Source organism: Sphingomonas sp. OV641, assembly GCF_900109205.1.
Classification (GTDB): Bacteria; Pseudomonadota; Alphaproteobacteria; order Sphingomonadales; family Sphingomonadaceae; genus Sphingomonas.
The window spans coordinates 14887-31527 of record NZ_FNZB01000008.1; the positions used below are offsets into that span (position 1 = coordinate 14887).

A 16641-nucleotide genomic window follows, 5' to 3' on the forward strand; every position below is an offset into this window, starting at 1 on the left:
GTGGCGCAGGACCGGACGTGCGACGTCCTGATCGTCGGCGCGGGGCCGACGGGATCGGCGCTGGCGCTGTTCCTGGCACAGCAGGGCGTGCGCGTGCTGATCGCGGACAAGGCAGCGGACATCTACCCGCTGCCGCGCGCGGCGCATATCGATCATGAAACGGTGCGCATCTTCCAGGCGCTCGGGCTGGCGGCACCGATCATGGCATCGTGCCGGCAGGCGCCGCGCTACGACTTCGTCAATGCCAGGGGCGACGTGCTGCTGCGCTTCGATGGCGCGGACCGCATCGGTGCGGGCGGATGGCCGGCGGCGAACATGATCCACCAGCCGTCGATCGAGCGGGCGCTGCGCGACGCGCTGCACGCCAACCCGGCGATCACGCTGCGCACCGGCTGGACGCTGCAGGCGCTGGCGATGGACGACGACGGTGCGACGGCGCGGTTCGCCGACGGCGCGGACGAAACAACAGTGCGCGCGCGCTTCGTCGTCGGGGCGGACGGCACGCGCAGCGCGACGCGCGCCCTGGCGGGGATCGCGCTGGACGATCTGTGCTTCGACGAACCGTGGCTGGTGATCGATGCGATCGTGCATGACGCGGCGCGGCTGCCGACGATCAACCTGCAGATCTGCGATCCGGCGCGGCCGACGACCTGCGTGCTGATGGGGTCGGGGCGGCACCGGTGGGAGTTCATGCTGCGGCCGGGCGAGACGCCCGAGCAGGCGACCGACCCGGCGTTCGTCGCCGCGCTGCTCGCGCCGTGGAACGTCGAGGGCGCGGTCGAGGTCGAGCGGCTGGCGGTCTATCGCTTCAACGCGCGGGTGGCGCATCGCTGGCGCGCCGGGCCGGTGCTGCTGGCGGGCGATGCGGCGCACCAGATGCCGCCGTTCGCGGGGCAGGGCATGTGTTCGGGCCTGCGCGACGCGGCCAACCTCGGCTGGAAGCTGGCGGCGGTGGTCGCAGGGGACGCGCCGGCGACGCTGCTCGACACCTATCAGGCCGAGCGCGAGCCGCATGTCCGCCAGATCATCGCGCTGGCGATGATGATGGGGCGCACGGTCTGCGAGCTCGATCCCGAGATCGCCGCCGCGCGCGACGTGCAGATGATCGCCGCGCGCGCCCAGGCGGGCGAGATGCGACCGCCCGCGGCGGCGCTGGCGAACGGGCATCTGCTGGCCGGGTCGGCGGCGGCAGGCGACTATTTCCCGCAATTCCTCGGCGCGGCGGGCGAGCGGCTGGATGACGTGCTGGGGGCTGGAGCGTGGCTGCTTGCTGACGCGCCGATCCCCACGGGGGAGGGCGGCGTTCGCGCCGCGGATCTGTCGCACCCCGCGCTGGCGCCGTTCGCGGCGGCGATCGCCGAATGGCTGCGCACGCGCGACGTGCCCGCGGTGCTCGTTCGGCCGGACCGCTATGTGTTCGGGACGGGGACGCCGTCCGATCTTCAGGCCGCCTATCGCTTCGCCACGGCGGCGCAATCACCGGTGCCGGACGGCGCCTTCATACGGGAGAGTGAAATGTCGATCGATGGAACCTACGACGTCGTCGTGAAATCGCCGATGGGCGAGCGCAAGTCGGTGCTGACGGTGCAGAGCGCCGGCGATCGCTTCACCGGCACCAATGCCGGCGACGCCGGTTCGTTCGACGTGTCCGGCGCGGTGAGCGGCAACACGCTGACGTGGCAGCAGAAGATCACCACGCCGATGCCGATGACGCTCGACATGACCGCCACGATCGAGGGCGACACGATCACCGGATCGGCCAAGGCGGGGGCGTTCGGGTCCTTCCCGCTGAGCGGGCAGCGGACCGGCTGACATCAGTCTGCCGGCTGGAGCGGCGGCATCCGGTAGATGCCGTCGAGCCATTCGGTGTGGGGAAGATAGGCGCGCATCACGATGCCGAACGGGCCGGCCGGGGCGGGCAGCCAGTTCACCTCCGGAACGTCCGCCGGCGGCTCGTGGCCGATCGCGATCGTCAGCCTGCCGTCCGCCGCCTTTGCGAGCCCGGGCGTCCGGTCGCCGATCGAATAGCGTTGCAGCGGATTGGCGGTGAGGAACATCTGCCCGTCGTCCGCCGCCTCGTACATCGTCAGCGACCAGAAGCCGTCGACCGGCGGCAGCGTATCGGCGGCGAAGTGCAGCCGCCATTGGCGGGTGCCGTCGTAGAGGCCGTCGCTGGTGCCGGTGCCTTGCAGGTACAGCGCCTCGACCGACGGCATCGCCGCCAGCCCCTTCAGCGCGACGGCGGCGCGATAACGATAATCCTGGCCGAAGTCGCCGACGCCGTGCCCGGGCTGGAGCCAGCCGTCCACGGCGCGTGCGCCGATCCCGCCGGCGGCGACGGCCCAGTGTCGCGCCTGCTGCACGCCCGTCGCGATCGCCTGCGCCGCGTCAGGCGAGAAGCGCGTCGGATCGAACCGCCCCTCGCCGATGCCCAGCCCCGCGATCCGACGCCGCAGCGCGAGATCGGTGGCGGGCGGCGGATTGGCCACCATCATGGCATCGACGGCGGCGAGATAGTCGGCCCAGTCGGCGGTGCGGCTGGCGAGCGGCGTCCAGTCGCGCGCGGCGGGTGCGTCGAGCGTGATCGCCTGCTGCACCGCTCGTGCCGCCTCCAGGTCCGCCGGCCCGTCGACCAGCACGCGCGCCAGCCCCCAGACGAAGTCGGTCGGCGCGCGGATCACCATCGGGCCGGTCTCGTCGGAGGACGGGCCGACGATGCGGAAGGTGCCGCCCTCGGCCCCGGTGGTGCGGGTGCCCAGGATGGCGAAATTGTTGGTCCAGGCGTCCATCAGCGCGAAGGACAGGTAACGCTCTCCGGCAGGCGGCAGGGTGAGCGTCGCGGGACCGTGGCTGAGGTCCAGGTGCGCGCTGGAATAGAGCGTGTCGTTGTTCGGCAGCGTCACCTCACGATCGCGCGGCGTGAGCAGCCGGTGGACGTGGTGCAGGCGGTTCTGCTGCACGCCCAGGCGCAGCACGCGGGTGCGGGTGGCCGCCATCTCGATCAGCGGCAGGCCATACAGCCATGCCTCTGCGGCCTGCTCCTCGAGCGTGTGGCGCATCGTTCGCTCTCCTCGACCTCGTCCAGCGCCCTGTCCTGCCGCGCGGCAGTGGCATCGGCAAGCTCAAACTGACCGAACGGTCAGTCGGTGCGATCAGCCTCGTGGCGCTGCGGGCGGATGATGGCGTCGGCCGCCTGCGCGGCGATCAGCTCGGCCTCCGGCGGCGCCAGGCCGAAGGAGCGCAGCGTCATCGCGCACAGCTGCTGAGTCTGCACCAGCGGCGACCAGTCGTCGTGATGCCGCACGGTGGAATAGAGCAGGATGTGCGCCACCCCCATCACGAAGAGCAGCCCGGCCTGCACCGTGGGCAGCGCCAGCCGCCCGCTACGCAGCCCGGCGGCGAGATCGTGGCGCAGGCCGTCGTTCAGCGCCTCGCTCGCCGAGCGGCGCGGATCGTTGTGAAGCAGGATCGCGCCCTCCGCCGGCGATTCGACGACGCTCGCGACATAGACGCAGATCGCGCGCGTCAGGCGCACCGCGGGATCCTCGATGCCGGCGTTGATCGTCGCGATCCGTTCCTCGACGGTGGACCGGATCTCGGTGACGATGGCGGTGAGCAGCGCATCCTTGTCGTCGAAATGGTTGTAGAAGGTGCCCTTGGCGACGCCGGCCGCAGCGACGATGTCGTCGATCGCCACCGCATCGATCGCCCGTTCCGCAAACAACCGCCGGCCGGCGGCGAGCAGGGCATTGCGGGTGCGCAGGACGCGGGCTTGGGGGACTGGCGGGGAAGCGATCGTCACCCGGCTGGCATGCCGCAGGCGGCGGCTGCGTTCCAGTCACTTGTCACCGCCGGGCGGGTGGCCGCCATCGCTCTGTTACGTTTCGTTACGCGCCGTCACGCGGCAGCGGCACAGCGCCGCGCCGCTTGCGCTACGCACCGCAGGGCGCCGCGCCGCTCGCGGGTCGGCGCGATGATCGCGGGTGGACGGAGCTGAGGGATGAGCGTCGCGGACACGATGGTGGCAGTGATCGAGGACGATCCGGGAATCCGTGATCTCGTCACCGACCTGTTGCGCCGCGAAGGGTTCGAGGTGCTCGCCTATGCCGATGCCGCCTCCTTCTTCCGCTCGGCACCGGTCGAGCGGCTCGATTGCCTGATCCTCGACGTCATGCTGCCCGGGGAGGACGGGCTGTCGATCTGCCGCACGCTGCGCGCCGCGCGCCCGCGGCTGCCGATCCTGATGGTCAGTGCCAAGGGCGATGACGTCGACCGGATCGTCGGGCTGGAAGTGGGCGCGGACGATTACCTCGCCAAGCCGTTCAACGCGCGCGAGCTTCTGGCCCGTGTTCGCGCGGCGCTTCGCCGGCTGCGCGCCGGCAGCGAGGCGGCGGCAGGAGAAGAGGCGGCGATCTACCGCTTCGCCGGCTGGACGCTGTCCGCCGGCAATCGCAGCCTAACCGCGCCGGACGGCGCGCTGGTCAATCTGACCGGCGGCGAATTCGACCTGCTGCTGGCGCTGGTGTCGCATCCGCAGCGCGTGGTGACGCGCGACCAGTTGCTCGACTGGACGCGCGGCAAGGTGGCGACGCCCTTCGATCGCGCGGTCGACGTCCAGCTCAGCCGCCTCCGCCGCAAGATCGGCGACGATCCGCGCGAGCCGGCGATGATCCGCACGATCCGCGGCGACGGCTATATGTTCGCGATGCCGGTGGCGCGATGCTGAAGCCGTCCAGACTGTTCGGCGGGCTGCGCGCGCGGCTGGGCGGGCTGCTGCTGCTCCACACGCTGACGGTGGCGGCGCTGCTGGTGCTGTTGCTCGTGGGCTTCGGCAAGCCGCGCCAGACCTTCTACCGCCTGCCGGAGGCCGACGAAGTAGCGCTGATCGTGCATGCGATCGAGCGCGCGCCGGCGGACGTGCGCCCGGCCGTGGTGGCGGCGGTGAGCACCGATTTCCGTCATGTCCGGCTGGTCCGGGCACCGGCGCCCGGCGAACAGCCGAGCGTGGCGCCGGCGGTTGCCGGTCGATTGGCGGCAAAGCTCGCGATGGCGTGGCAGCGCGAGGCGGCGGCGTCGCCCGACGATCTCGCCGCGGCCTATCGCGCGGTGCTCGGGGCGCGACCGGTCCACGTCCGGGTCGCCGATCATGAGGAACTGCGCGATTTCGGCGGCGGGCGCGTGCTGTCCGACGTGCCCGTCCGTGTCCTGGTACCCTTGCCCGACGAGGGGGGGCGCGACGGGGTGGCGGTCGAGATCGTCCGGATTACGCCGCCCGTCGTGACCCGGCTGGTGCGCTTCTTCCCGGCGCTGATCGGAGTGATCGCGGTATTGCAGGTGGTGGCGATCGTCGTGCTGGCCTGGCAGACCACGCGGCCGGTGTCGCGGCTGCTGGCGGCGGTGCGCAGCGACGGCGCGGGCAAGCCCGATCCGCAATGGCCGACGGGCGGCCCGCGCGAGATCCAGGAACTGGGCGCGGCGTTCGCCGACCGCAGCCGCCGGCTGAAGCAGCTCGCCACGCAGCGCACGCGCATCATGGCGGCGGTGGCGCACGATTTCCGTACCTATCTGACCCGGCTGGAGCTGCGCGCCGATTTCATCGACGAGCCGCGTCAGCGCGATGCGGCCATGGCCGATCTGAAGGAGATGAGCGTCCTGCTGGACGACACGCTCACCTTCGCGCGCTACGCCGGCGAGACCGACCGCATTCCCGACGAGGTGATCGACCTCGACACGGAAATCACCGATGCGGTCGAGGTCCGCCGCGGGGTGGGCGAGGTCATCCTGGTCGATCCGCTGCCGCGCCCGGCGCAGGCGCAGGTCGCGCGCATCTCCTTCCAGCGCATGCTGGCCAACCTGCTCGACAATGCCATTCGCTACGGCGGGCATGCCGGGGTGCGGGTGACGCGGACGGACGGCTGGCTGATCGTCTATGTCGAGGACGAGGGGCCGGGCGTGCCGGAAGACCAGCTCGCCGGGCTGACCGAACCCTTCCACCGGCTGGAGCAATCGCGCGCGCGCCAGACCGGCGGGTCGGGGCTGGGGCTGTCGATCGTCGAGGCGCTGCTCGTGCGCCATGGCGGCCGGCTGACGCTCGCCAACCGGCCGGGCGGCGGGTTTCGCGCCGGGCTGTGGCTGCGCGCCGCCTGAGGCGATTGTTACAATGATTTACGCGGCGCTCGTCGTCGTGTTGCGCAGCCCGGCGAAACCTCCAGTCCTCGAAGAACTGGAGCGACCATCATGCGTATCAATCACGGCATCTCGATCGTCGGCGCCCTCGCGCTCACCGCCTGCACCGTCTCGCTCGGCGCCATGCCTGCCGCCGCGCAGGATCGCCACGGCCATGCCGTCCGCCGGACGACGATCGTCGGCCCTGAAGGCGGTCGGATCACGACGCGCGGCGCCGTCCGCTGGGATCGCGACAACCCCAATTGGTGGCACGGCCATCCGGGCTTTGCCGGCTACCACGGCCCGCGGCCGGGTTATTACTACGCGCCGCATCATGGCTATTATGCGGTGCCGCGCCCTTATTGGGGGCGCACCTGGGTGGTCGGCGCGACGGTGCCCGCCAGTATGCGCGTCTATGTCGTCAGCAATCCGGCCTTCTACGGCCTGACGGTGGCGCCGGCCGGCTATCGCTGGATCTACGTCAACAACAACATCACGCTGATCAACCGCAGCGGCGTGATCGTCCGCAGCGTGCCGCGCGTCTGGTGATCGCGCCGCCGCCGTTCCCCCGCACAGACCAGGACGACCCACAATGAAGCTCTACAAGATTGCCTCGCTGGCCGGCGCCATCGCCATGACCGGCATGTCGGTGGCGAGCGTCGCGGCGGCGCCCCCGCTGACGCTGCAGCCGATCAGCATCGGCGCGGAGACTGCGCGGTTCGACCGCGGCGTCGCCACCGTCAGCCTGACGACCCTGGCCGGGGCGGTCGAGGTGCGGCCGTTGCCCTTGCGCGACGATCGCACGCTCGCCTTTTCCGTCGCGGTGTACAATCGCAGCGGGCGGGCGGCGAACTTCGGCACGGAGAATGTGACCGCCAGCTTCGATCGCGTGCCGCTGCGCGTGCTCACCCATGACGACCTGGCCGATGCCGCCACGCACAAGGCACGCGACCGTCAGGTCGGCGCGCTGGCGCTGGCCGGCGTGCTGGCGGGCGTGGCTTCCACCGCCTCCACCACGCGTTACGGCTATCGCGTCGTGCATACCCCGCGCGCCACCTATGCGCGGGCGATCTCGTGGCAGGACAACAGCATCGGCGCGGCGGGGGCGGTCGCGGCAGTCGGCGCGGGGGCGATGGCAGCGCGCAGCATCGGCGAGCGGCTGGACTATACGCTCGACCGGATCGACGGCGAGACGCTGCAGACCACCACCGTCGATCCCGACGCCAGCCTCGGCGGGGTCGTCACGGTCGCGCTGTACGACGATCTGCGCAAGCGCCCGGGCGTCGTCCACATGACGGTGCGCTGGAACGGCGAACATTATCCCTTCGCCTTCCGCCTCGCGCCGCCCGGCGCCCCGGCGCAGGAGATGCCGGCGACCCAGCCCGGCGACGGCTTCTAGCCCACGCACTGCCCACCCCCGGTTTCTCGCGAGCCGCCGCTTCCTTGTCGAAGCGGCGGTTCGTTCGCGTCGGTCCAATTCAGGCCGTGACCTCGGCGCGCACGGGCTGCGCGGCGCTGCGGCAGCCTCGTCCCGCCGGGCCGGCCATGCCGGTCAGCAATTGCAGGGCAAGGCGGGCGTGCAGGCGGGCGAGGGCGGCGTGGCACGCCTCGGCGCGCGGCACCAGCGCGCCGATCGCCATGCGGGTTTCCTGCTCGGCGCGGCGAAGGTGATAGGACAAATCGTTGTGCGGCATGATCGGTGACGGAGCCTTGCTGACTGCCGGCAACGGCGCCGACCCGTCCGCTCTATCCACCCCGTCCCGCGCGGTGATGATGGCCGTGAAACAGTTCGTGTCGCGCATGTATCGCCCGTGCCGCGCAACGGATGGCTGACACAAAGTGACACGGAGTGTTGCGAAGCCCGCACACCCGCGCGGGGTGCGGCCTCTACATCGTCCCCCTCGCGGGCGCCTTGCGTGCGCCCCCTTCAGGGAGTCCGCCATGCCGTCCGATCCGCGCGCCGGCGCGCAGCAGCCCGCTTGTCGTGCTTGGCAAGGCGGCGCGGCCGCGATGCTGGCGCTCGCCCTTGCCGCCTGTGGCGAGCCGGAGCCGACTCCCGTCGAGGTCCGCCCGGTGGCGGCGATGACGGTGCAGACGGGGCAGCGCGAGGCCGAACTCACCTATCCCGGAGAGCTGCGGTCGGGCTATGAAAGCGCGCTGAGCTTTCAGGTGGCGGGGCGGATCGTCGAACGTGCGGTCAGCACGGGCGACACGGTGAAGCGCGGGCACTTGCTCTACCGCATCGACGCGCTCGACTATCAGCGCAATCTCGACAGCAGCACCGCGCAGCGCCAGGCGGCGGCAAGCGCGGCGCAGACTCAGAACGCCAATCTCGCGCGCAATCGCGCGCTGCTGGCCGAAGGGTTCATCTCGCAGGCGGAATTCGATCAGCAGCGCGCCTCGACCGACCAGGCGCGCTCGCAGGTGCAGGTCGCCGATGCGCAACGCGCAACCGCCGCCACGCAGCTCGGCCGCACCACGCTGACCGCGCCGCGTGGCGGCGTCATCACCCAGACGACCGGCGAGGTGGGGCAGGTGGTCAGCGCCGGGCAGAGCGTGCTGACGCTGGCCGATCCGTCCAGGCCCGAGGTGTCGATCGCGGTGGCGGAAGGCGACGTCGCCACGCTGTCGCGCACGCAGGAGATCTACGTAACGATGTGGTCGCGGCCCGACAAACGCTATGCGGCGCGGGTCCGCAGCGTGGCGGGCGCCGCCGATCCCGCGACGCGCACCTTTGCCGTGCGGCTGGCGGTCAGCGCGCCGCCCGGCGAGCTGCGCTTCGGCGAAACCGCGCAGGTGCATGTCACGCGCGACGTCCCCGCGACCGACGCGCTCACCGTGCCGCTGACGGCGGTGCGCGGCGAGGGCAAGGGAACCATGGTGTGGGTGATCGACCGCGCCAGCATGACCGCGCGCAAGCGCCCGGTGCGGATCGTCTCGGCGAGCGGCAACCAGCTGCTCGTGCGCGGCCTCAGGCCCGGCGAGACGATCGTGACGGCCGGCGTCCACCTGCTGCGCGAGGGCGAGAAGGTGCGGATTGCCGAGGTGCCCAAGGCATGAAATTGCCCAACCTGTCCGAATGGGCGCTGCGCCACCAGCAGTTCGTCGGCTTCCTGATCGCGGTCGCGGTGGTGATGGGGGCGATGTCGTACCTCAACCTGGGCCGCAAGGAAGATCCCGAGTTCGCGGTCAAGTCGATGCTGATCAGCGTCGGCTGGCCCGGCGCCTCGGCGCAGGAAGTGGCCGAACAGGTGGTGAAGCCGATCGAACAGGCGCTGACCACCAACATTCCCGACATCGACTATATCCGCAGCAAGGCGCGCCCGGGCCAGGCGACGTTGAACATCACCTTGCTGCCGACCACGCCGGCGGGCAGCATCCCCGACCTGTGGTACACCGTGCGCAAGACGGTGGCGGATCATCGCGGCGACCTGCCCGACGATGTGGTCGGGCCGCAGTTCAACGATGAGTTCGGCACCACCTTCGGCAACATCTATGCGGTCACCGGCGACGGCTTCGCCTATCCGACGCTGCGCCGCTACGCCGAGGAACTGCGTGATCGCGTGATGCGGCAGCCCGACGTCGGCAAGGTCGACCTGCTCGGCGAGCAGGACGAGGCGGTCTATGTCACCTACGACAGCGCGCGGCTGGCGATGCTGGGGGTGTCGAGCCAGCAGATCGTCGAGGCGCTGCGCGGCACCAATGCGGTCAACCCCTCGGGCGTGCTCGAACTCGGGGCGGAGCGCGTGCGCCTGACCGTAAAGGGCGATTTCGACGCGCTGGCCGACATCGCCGCCACGCCGATCGCCGCCAACGGCAAGACGTTCCGCCTCGACGCCGTGGCGCGGGTGACGCGCGAGCCGGTCAATCCCGCAACGTTCCAGATGCGCTTCGGCGGCAAGGATGCGGTGGGTGTCGCCATCGCGCTGGCGTCGACCGGCGACGTCGACCGGATGGGCGAGGATCTGACGCGGATCGTCGGCGACTATGCCCGGACGCTGCCGGCGGGCGTGAAGATCCACACCGTGTCGGATCAGACGCATGTGGTGGCGGATTCGGTCGGCGAGTTCACCCGCTCGCTGATCGAGGCGATCGTGATCGTGCTGGCGGTGAACTTCCTCTCGCTCGGCTGGCGGCCGGGGATCGTGGTGGCGTTGTGCATTCCGCTGGTGCTGGCGATCACCTTCGTCGGCATGGAATATCAGGGAATCGATCTGCAGCGCATTTCGCTGGGCGCGCTGATCGTCGCGCTGGGGCTGCTGGTGGACGATGCGATTATCGTGGTCGAATCGATCAGCAGCCATCTGGAGGCGGGCTGGACGCGCGCGCGGGCGGCGGTGAGCGCCTTTCGCGTGACCGCGATCCCGATGCTGATCGGCACGATCATCACGATCGTCGGCTTCCTGCCGCTCGCGATCTCCAAGGCGACGGCGAGCGAATATGTGAAATCGCTGTTCCAGGTGGTGGCGCTGTCGCTGGCGATCTCGTGGATCGTGGCGGTGATCTTCACGCCGTTCCTCGCCTATCATCTCCTGCCGCAGAAGCCCGACGCGCGCGACGATGCCGGCGAGCCGGAGGAGCAATATGGCGGGCGCTTCTACGACCGGCTGCGCGGCGCGATCGACTGGTGCCTCGACCGGCGCGTGCTGGTGGTGGGGGTGAGCGCGGCCCTGTTCGTGGGATCGGTGCTGCTGTTCCGCGTGGCGGTGCCGCAGCAATTCTTTCCCGCCTCCGAACGACCCGAACTGGTGGTCGACCTCAACCTCAACGAGAATGCGAGCTTCGAGCAGACCAAGGCGGTGGCGCAGCGGATGGAGCGGCTGCTGGCGGGCGACGAGCGGATCGTTTCCGTCACCAGCTATGTCGGGGGCGGCTCGCCGCGCTTCTACCTGCCGCTGAACGTGCAGACGCCGGACATCGCGCTGGCCGAGCTGGTCGTCGTCACCCGCGACGAGGAAGCGCGCGAGGAGGTGTTCGCCAGGCTCCAGCAATTGTTCGCCAGCTCCTTTCCCGAAGCGCGCGGGCGCGTGAGCCGGCTGGAGAACGGCCCGTCGGTGGGTCAGCCGATCCAGTATCGCGTCGCCGCCCGCGACCTCGCCACCGCGGCGCCGCTCGCGGAGAAGGTCGCGGCATTGCTGCTCGCCGATCCCAATGCGCGCAGCGTGACCGACGATCTGGGCGAGCCGCTGAAGACGATGCGGATCGAGCTGGATCAGGACAAGGTCCGCGCGCTGGGGCTGTCGACCGAGACGGTGGCGCAGTCGCTGCAGGCGGCGATCGGCGGCGCGGTGGCGACCACCTTCCGCGACGGCGACCGGTCGCTCGACGTGACGATGCGGCTCGCGCGCGCCGAGCGCACCGATCTCAGCCGCGTGTACAATCTGCCGATCGCCACGGCCGAGGGCGCGGTGCCGCTGTCGCAGATCGGGCGCATCCGCCCCAACGCCGAGCCGTCGATCCTCTACTGGCGCGGCGGCCAGCCGACGATCACCGTTTCCGCCGATGCCGAGGGAGTCGAGCCGACCGAGGTGATGAAGCGGCTGGCGCCCAAGCTCGACGACCTGCGCGCGACCTTGCCCGACGGCGCCTCGATCGTCGTCGGCGGGACGCAGGAGCAGAGCGCGATCTCGCGGCAGGCGACGCTGGCGGCGGTGCCGATGTCGATCTTCATCATCGTGCTGCTGCTGATGGTCCAGTTGCAGGACGTGCGCCGCATGCTGGTGGTGCTGGCCACCGGCCCGCTGGCGCTGATCGGCGTGGCGCTGATCATGGCGGCGTTCCAGATCCCGTTCGGCTTCGTCGCGATGCTCGGCGGCCTGTCGCTGTTCGGCATGGTACTGCGCAATTCGGTGATCCTGATCGCGCAGATCGACGTGCTGTCGGCGCATGCCGGCTCGCTGCGCGAGGCGGTGCGCGAGGCGGCGGTGCATCGCTTCCGCCCGATCATCCTGACCGCGCTCGCGGCGATCCTGGCGATGATCCCGCTGACCCGGTCGACCTTCTGGGGGCCGATGGCGGTGGCGATCATGGGCGGGCTGATCGTCGCGACGCTGCTCACCATCTTCTTCCTGCCCGCCTTGTACGAACTGGTCTTCGATCGCCGCGGGCATGGCCGGACCCAGGCGGAGGCCCAATCATGACCACTGCGATCCTCCTGGCGGCGGCGCTTGCCGCGCAGGTGCCCGGGCCGCCGATGAGCCTGGGCGACGCGTGGCGCGCGGCGCAGGGGCGCGACCCCGACATCCTCGCCGCCGAGGCGAAGCGCCGTGCCGACCGGGAGGCGGCGACGCAGGCCCGCGCTTTGTCGCTGCCCAAGGTGCAGGCGCAGGGCGACGTGACGGTCACGCGCACCGAGGTCGACGTCAACCTGCCGCCGGACCTCGCGCCGTCGTTCGGCGGCACGCAGACCGGCGGCCGCGCGACGACCAGCGTGCAGGCGGCGATGCCGATCTACGATCTGGGCAACCGCGCCGACGCGACGAAGCTGCGCGCGCGCGCCGCGGCGGGCGAGGAGCAGTTCGACGGCGAGGCGCAGGGGCTGATCCTGCGCGTCGCCCAAGCCTATTTCGACGTGGCCGAGGGCGAGGAGACGGTGGCCAGCTATGCGGCGCAGTTCGACGCCTATGAGCTGCAGCGGCGCGGCGCGCAGGCGCGGTTCGACGCCGGCAAGGCCAAGATCACCGACGTGCGCGAGGCGGAGGCGCAGCGCGATGCGGCGCAGGCACAGCGGCTGGTCGCCGAGGCGCAGCTCGCCGCCGCGCGCGCGACCTTTGCCGAACTCGTCGGCCGGCCGGCGCTGAACCTGGCGCATGTCGGGCCGGACTTCGCCGCCGGGGTGCCACCGGTGACGCTGGACGCTGCCATGGCCGCGGCGGAGCGCGATGCGCCCGCCGTCGCCATCGCCGGGCACAGCGCGCGCGCCGCGGCGGCCGACATCGATCGCTATTCGGTCCGCGGCCGCCCGGTGGTGGAAGGAGTCGCCGGCTATCAGGGGCAGTATCGGCTGGGCGGTTCCAACGACGCCGGCCTGCTGCCGGATACGCTTCACGCCGCCACCGCGGGCGTTCGCCTGACCATTCCGCTGTACGCCGGCGGGGGCATCGCCTCCAAGCGGCGCGAGGCCGAGGCGACGGCCGGGCAGAAGGAGCAGGAACTGGCGGCGGCACAGCGCGATGCGCGGCTGCAGGCGCAGCGTGCCTGGTATGCCGTATCGACCGGCGCGGCGCGCACCGACGCGCTGCGCACGGCATTGCGGTCGGCGGAATTGCAGGAGCGCGCCGCCCGGACCGGCCTGTCGGTGGGCGTGCGGACGCAGACCGACCTGCTCAACGCCCAGGCGCAGCTATTCGCCACCCGGCGCGAACTGTCGGCGCAGATCTACGATTATTTGCTCGCGCAGCTGCAACTCGCCGCCGCCACCGCGACGCTGGACGGGGGTGACCTTGAGCGGCTCGACACCATGATCGCGCGCTAGACGCGAAGCCGCCGCCATCGTCACATTCTGTCACGCGGGCGAACAATCGCGCCCAATTCCATGTGGCGCATTCGGCTAATCGGCAGGCGTCAGTCGAGACACTGGCACCACATGGAGTAACAGTGATGCAGCGACTTATCCTTCCCGTCGTGATGATCGGCATGGTGCCGGCCGTGTCGGCGATGGCGCAGACCGATCCCGCGGCCCGGATCGAAAAGGCGCGCGCCGCCTTCGCCGCCACCGACACGAACAAGGACGGCGCGCTGAGCCTGCAGGAATGGACCGCCGCCGGTCGCAAGGAACGCGGGTTCAAGATGATCGACGCCGATCGTGATGGAAAGCTCACCCCGGCCGAGCTCAAGGCGATCGCCGACAAGTACGGCGCGCGCCGCTAACCTCGGCGCCCCCGTGCCCGCGCCGTCGCGTTCCTCCTCCGCGACGGCGCGGGCTTTTGGCGGACTGGCGAGCAAGCCGATTTCCTCTAGGGTCTTCGCATGGTGAGCCCGAACGACCCCAATTCCTGCAACGGTCGCAACCGGCTGGTCGCGATCGTCGAGGACGATCCCGGCATCCGCGACCTGCTGGCGAAGCTGCTCGAACGGGAGGGCTTCGACGTGCTCGCCTTCGACGCAGCGGCCGGGTTGATGGCGGCGGGCGTGTTCGAGCGGCTGGACTGCCTGATCCTCGACCTCATGCTTCCCGGCGAGGACGGCCTGTCGATCTGCCATGCGCTGCGCGTGCAATGGCCGCGGCTGCCGATCCTGATCGTCACCGCCAAGGACGATCCGCTGGATCGCGTGCTCGGGCTGGAGCTGGGCGCCGACGATTATCTCGCCAAGCCGTTCAATTCACGCGAACTGCTGGCGCGGCTGCGCTCGATCATCCGGCGCACGCGCGATCTGAGCGACGTCGCGGGCGATGCGGTGAATGCCAGCTTCCGGTTCAACGGGTGGCTGCTGCGGGTCGGCGCCCGCGATCTCAGCGACCCGGACGGCAAGCCTGTCACGCTGACGACCAGCGAATTCGATCTGCTGCATGCGATGGTGCTCCATCCGCAACGCGTGCTGTCGCGCGAGTTCCTGATCGACCGCACGCGCGGCGGGGCGGCGGAGACGATCGACCGCGTGATCGACGTGCAGGTCGGCCGCCTGCGCCGCAAGCTGGGCGACGATCCGCGCGAGCCGGCGCTGATCCGCACGGTACGCGGCGACGGTTACCTGTTCTCTCCTCCGGTCGTTCGGTGTTGAGGCGACTGCCGCCGATCAGTCTGCGCGTCCGCATCGGGTTGATCGTCGCGATCCATGCATTGCTGCTGCTCGCCACGTTGCACGTGTTCCTGTGCGGCGTGCCGGGAGCGAGCACGCGCATGTACATCTTGCCACCGGCGGATCGCGTGGCAGCGATCGTCCGTGCCTTTGACGCCGCGCCGCCGAGCGCCTGGCCTGCGCTGGTGCGCGCTTTCGGCGATGACCGACAGGCGCTGCGGCTGCTGCCGGCCTTTCCCGCACCGCGTGCCGCCGTGCGTCACGACGACGCGGCGGCCGCCGCCGCATCGCTCGCGCCAGCGAGGTGGAGCAGGTCGATGGTGAGGAGGAGGCTCTCGTCACTGACGATGCTTCGGAGGCGCCGTGAAGCACGCGCCGCTGGCCGCCCTACCGGTTGCAGCGATGCTGGTCGTGGCGGGTGTGTATGGAGCCGTAGAAAGTCGGCGCTCTGAGGCACCTGTTGCGGAAGCCCAGTCGCGAGCAAGGCAGGCGGCTCAACAGGCGGTGCCGCAGACAATCTTCGTCAAGCCGTGGGACAAGTACATTGAGTGCGGTGTTCAGCAACGCGATTTGCGTGAGTGCCGTCGGGAATACTGGCCGGGGCAGGTCTACCCGGATGAGGCAATCCCGGGCGAGAGGGAGCCCGGTCTAGTCTGGCGATGCGAGAGCGAGCGACGTGACAGGGGATCTCCACCTCAGAAGGTGTGCTACGCCGATGCCAGCGACGCGCGCAAGCGTGCATACCCCTGCCCTCAGACCGTCACCGGTCCCCGCCTCTCGATGGACGAGCCGGTCTGCGCCCCGGCGAAGTCCGTTCGCAATGGTGGGAAAGCCTGACGAGCAGCACTGGATAGTGCTACGCTAGGCTCGGAAACGGGGAGACGGCGGGGTGAAGGTAGCGTTCCTGATCGCGTTGGCGGTGGTGTCGCAGCCCGCTTTGGCGAAGGGGAGATCCGGTGTCACGGGCTTCACCTGCACCGCGAAAAACGGCGAGACCAAGCGGCTCAACGTGGATCTGAAGCGCGGCCGGTACGACCAGGGCGAGGGTAAAAAGCGGCTCGCGCGCGTGACCGACGGCACGATCGTGATCGACGCCCCGAACCCGGACCTGATGCGGACCTCGATGGGTCCGGTGCTGCGGACCGTCTCGCTTGATCGCACGACGCTCGTGCTGACGGACGAGACCCTCATCCCCGATCGCTCCATCAATCGCACCACGAGCTATCAGTGTGCCATGGGGCCGGCTGTCGACTTTACCGCCGGTCGGCGGTTCTAATGGCTGTGGAGCAGGCGCATAGCCCCGATGGCAGCGCTTCGAACGACAGCCACACTCTCACGTGGTCCGTCGACGGCTCAAGGTTCGAGCTGCAGGTTGGCAGCGACGCGGCGCGGCTCTGCCTGCCGGACGGGCAGCTGATCGATCTAACGAACCGGGAGTGGGCGGGTCTCGCCAACGCGATCGGGATGGTCGTGAAGACGCCCAAGCAGGTCACAAAGCCGGTCGCGAGGAAACAGTCCACCCAGGAGAAGGGGATCAACACCGGCGTCCGCTGGACCGAGGGCGACGACGCGGACCTGCTGCAGCGCTGGTCGAACGGGGCCACGCTCTCCGAGCTGATGACCCGCTTCGACCGTAACGAGGGTGGCATCACGTCGCGCTTGGTCAAGCTGAAGGCAGCGCCGACCCGGGAGGACATCCGCGTCGAGAACGAAAGGCGCCGGGAGGGCTGAACCCGC

General features: G+C 70.3%; 16 protein-coding genes. 13 read left to right on the forward strand and 3 right to left on the reverse strand.

The annotated features are described in order from the left end of the window. On the forward strand, positions 1-1812 hold the full coding sequence (locus BMX36_RS18945; protein ID WP_164518941.1) for a bifunctional 3-(3-hydroxy-phenyl)propionate/3-hydroxycinnamic acid hydroxylase MhpA: 1812 nt from the start codon (positions 1-3) through the stop codon (positions 1810-1812). A 2-nt stretch (positions 1813-1814) separates the two neighbouring features. On the opposite strand, the gene BMX36_RS18950 is transcribed toward BMX36_RS18945, so the two are convergent. Both BMX36_RS18950 and BMX36_RS18955 read right to left on the reverse strand, forming a co-directional pair. Beyond that, entirely contained in the window at positions 1815-3059 is a 1245-nt protein-coding gene (locus BMX36_RS18950) for a DUF1254 domain-containing protein (protein ID WP_093068024.1), read from the reverse strand. Between the two features lie 80 nt (positions 3060-3139). Then, on the reverse strand, positions 3140-3802 hold the full coding sequence (locus BMX36_RS18955; RefSeq protein WP_093068027.1) for a TetR/AcrR family transcriptional regulator: 663 nt from the start codon (positions 3800-3802) through the stop codon (positions 3140-3142). A gap of 198 nt (positions 3803-4000) precedes the next feature. Here BMX36_RS18955 and BMX36_RS18960 point away from each other — a divergent pair, with 198 nt between their 5' ends. The 4 genes from BMX36_RS18960 (at position 4001) to BMX36_RS18975 (ending at position 7564) form a co-directional block, all read left to right on the forward strand. After that, positions 4001-4726, forward strand: a complete 726-nt coding sequence (locus BMX36_RS18960) for a response regulator (protein WP_093068030.1) — start codon at positions 4001-4003, stop codon at positions 4724-4726. Next, positions 4720-6147 (forward strand): ATP-binding protein, encoded by a 1428-nt coding sequence (locus tag BMX36_RS18965; protein ID WP_093068032.1) that lies wholly within the window; start codon positions 4720-4722, stop codon positions 6145-6147. Before BMX36_RS18960 ends, BMX36_RS18965 begins: the two co-directional genes overlap by 7 nt. Before the next feature lie 90 nt (positions 6148-6237). After that, positions 6238-6714 (forward strand): RcnB family protein, encoded by a 477-nt coding sequence (locus BMX36_RS18970; protein ID WP_093068035.1) that lies wholly within the window; start codon positions 6238-6240, stop codon positions 6712-6714. Positions 6715-6757: 43 nt separating this feature from the next. Further along, positions 6758-7564, forward strand: a complete 807-nt coding sequence (locus BMX36_RS18975) for a hypothetical protein (RefSeq protein WP_093068038.1) — start codon at positions 6758-6760, stop codon at positions 7562-7564. 79 nt (positions 7565-7643) lie between these two features. Here the strand turns inward: BMX36_RS18975 and BMX36_RS18980 are convergent, their stop codons facing one another. After that, on the reverse strand, positions 7644-7967 hold the full coding sequence (locus BMX36_RS18980; RefSeq protein ID WP_093068040.1) for a hypothetical protein: 324 nt from the start codon (positions 7965-7967) through the stop codon (positions 7644-7646). A 139-nt stretch (positions 7968-8106) separates the two neighbouring features. On the opposite strand from BMX36_RS18980, the gene BMX36_RS18985 reads away from it, so the two are divergent. The 8 genes from BMX36_RS18985 (at position 8107) to BMX36_RS19020 (ending at position 16635) form a co-directional block, all read left to right on the forward strand. Continuing rightward, the gene (locus BMX36_RS18985) at positions 8107-9225 is read left to right on the forward strand and encodes an efflux RND transporter periplasmic adaptor subunit (RefSeq protein WP_093068043.1); all 1119 of its coding nucleotides are present in this window, start codon (positions 8107-8109) and stop codon (positions 9223-9225) included. Further along, positions 9222-12305, forward strand: a complete 3084-nt coding sequence (locus BMX36_RS18990) for an efflux RND transporter permease subunit (RefSeq protein ID WP_093068046.1) — start codon at positions 9222-9224, stop codon at positions 12303-12305. The genes BMX36_RS18985 and BMX36_RS18990 overlap by 4 nt, the downstream gene beginning before the upstream one ends. Continuing rightward, complete coding sequence (locus BMX36_RS18995; RefSeq protein WP_093068048.1) at positions 12302-13639, forward strand: TolC family outer membrane protein; 1338 nt, start codon at positions 12302-12304, stop codon at positions 13637-13639. Before BMX36_RS18990 ends, BMX36_RS18995 begins: the two co-directional genes overlap by 4 nt. A gap of 125 nt (positions 13640-13764) precedes the next feature. Further along, positions 13765-14034: an EF-hand domain-containing protein gene (locus BMX36_RS19000; protein WP_093068051.1), complete on the forward strand. Its 270-nt coding sequence runs from the start codon at positions 13765-13767 to the stop codon at positions 14032-14034. 99 nt (positions 14035-14133) lie between these two features. Next, positions 14134-14886, forward strand: coding sequence for a response regulator (locus BMX36_RS19005; protein ID WP_093068054.1), 753 nt, complete (start codon positions 14134-14136; stop codon positions 14884-14886). Further along, positions 14883-15356 (forward strand): hypothetical protein, encoded by a 474-nt coding sequence (locus tag BMX36_RS19010; protein WP_143058619.1) that lies wholly within the window; start codon positions 14883-14885, stop codon positions 15354-15356. Before BMX36_RS19005 ends, BMX36_RS19010 begins: the two co-directional genes overlap by 4 nt. A 437-nt stretch (positions 15357-15793) precedes the next feature. Further along, positions 15794-16180, forward strand: a complete 387-nt coding sequence (locus tag BMX36_RS19015; RefSeq protein ID WP_093068059.1) for a hypothetical protein — start codon at positions 15794-15796, stop codon at positions 16178-16180. Further along, a complete protein-coding gene (locus BMX36_RS19020) occupies positions 16180-16635 on the forward strand; it encodes a hypothetical protein (RefSeq protein ID WP_093068062.1) in 456 nt (151 codons plus the stop codon). Before BMX36_RS19015 ends, BMX36_RS19020 begins: the two co-directional genes overlap by 1 nt. The last annotated feature ends 6 nt before the right edge of the window (positions 16636-16641 follow it).